Below are 1,373 nucleotides of genomic sequence, written 5' to 3'. Positions count from 1 at the left end.
GCGAATTGTTTTTCGCAGATGCGTCAAGTTTCATGCGGCAAGTTTGGCCTCGGTGATGAGCCTGTCGAAGGCGGCATCAAGGCGTTTCGCGGCGTCGGCGAGCGGGCGGTTAGGAGCCTTGGGACAGCCGTCGAACAGTTGCGAGAGGCCGGGACGCAGGACACGGGCGTTGAGCGATGACGCGCGTGCGAAAGCGCCCCGGGGTGCGCCCGCTGATGCGCCGCTCGAAAATCAGGCTGACCTGCTCGGGGCGGCCGAGGTCGAGATTCTCGCGGATGATCTCCTCGAACAGATGCCGCCCGGCCAGCGGGCGGTGGAACACCTGTGTGCGCGCGAATTGCGCCTGCAGGATGGAGATGTCGTAGTCGTAGCCGGCGGCACGATCGGCCGGCGTGAACGGCTGCGGCAGACGCGCCAGCCACTTGCGCACCACCGCCTCGATGCGCGCGGCATCGAGCGTGTCGGCGATCTGTTGCAGACGCCGCGGGTCGTCGCAGCGGTGCACGCCGTTGTCGAGAGCGCCTCGAAGGCGATGCCCGCGCGGCGCAGTTGACACTTGGCATACTCATGCCCGTTCAGGCAGGCCCGTGCGGTGTAGGGGAAGTAGCCCGAGAACTTGATGAACAACGGCCCGAAGTCGGCGTCGACGAGGTAGAAGTAATAGTGGTTGCACATCACCGTGGAACGGTACAGCCACGGGAAACTGATGCCGGTGCGCTCGCTGAAACGCTTGGTGACGCGGAAGGTCGAGCAGCGCTCCTGCGCCACGCCGATGTAGAGCACGCCTTCGCCAGCGTTGAAGGACTTCAGCCGGCGCTGCGTCTGGTCGTCCTTGCGCTGCCCCTTCTCGAAGCGCACGATCTCCACGCCTTCGCGCTTGGCGAACGCCTGCACCGCCGCGGCGAATTCACGCGTCATCGGCGCCATCAGCGTGGTCGAGGCCACCTGCGCTCCACGGTGTCCCTTGAAGAACCCGACCACCCCGCCGCCGGTCTGCAAGCGCGGCTGGTAGAGGTTGAGATAGAGCCGGTCGATGCCTTCGATGTCCAGCCCCACGTGCCCGTCCAACAGTTCGGCTACCGTCTGTCCTATCATTGCTCTCGGCCCCGGTTGACACTTGGGCGCCATGCCCACCCGCCGCACACGCGGCTATATACCGGAGCTTAGCCGCTCCAGCGATCAACCGGGGCCACCCAAAGCTCGTTGGTCTGAGCCGCAGCCTCGCTAGATGCAGTGTCAGATTCAGCGGAGATCAGGCTATAACCGCCTCGTGGCAGCCGGATCGGAAGTCTCAGGGGTCCGACCAGGCCGTCATCAGGGTCGGAACGTGTTCAGTTGACGCGCTGCGGTGGCGTTTTGGCAGTGCCGGCGCA

The 1,373-nt window shown here is 65.3% G+C and carries 2 protein-coding genes; one reads left to right on the top strand and one right to left on the bottom strand.

Translation table 11 applies throughout. From position 1 onward, the window contains the following. Nucleotides 1-180: hypothetical protein (locus CKO31_RS26560; RefSeq protein WP_207148120.1), on the top strand; the 180-nt coding region annotated here is incomplete at its 5' end. Nucleotides 181-231: 51 nt separating this feature from the next. On the opposite strand, the gene CKO31_RS25865 is transcribed toward CKO31_RS26560, so the two are convergent. Continuing rightward, the gene (locus CKO31_RS25865; RefSeq protein ID WP_200243729.1) at nt 232-1,056 is read right to left on the bottom strand and encodes a hypothetical protein; all 825 of its coding nucleotides are present in this window, start codon (nt 1,054-1,056) and stop codon (nt 232-234) included. Between the last annotated feature and the right edge of the window lie 317 nt (nt 1,057-1,373).

This window comes from Thiohalocapsa halophila (assembly GCF_016583825.1).
Taxonomy (GTDB): domain Bacteria; phylum Pseudomonadota; class Gammaproteobacteria; order Chromatiales; family Chromatiaceae; genus Thiohalocapsa; species Thiohalocapsa halophila.
Note: the sequence above shows the minus strand (reverse complement) of the source record. Positions and strands in the feature narration are given on the sequence as shown.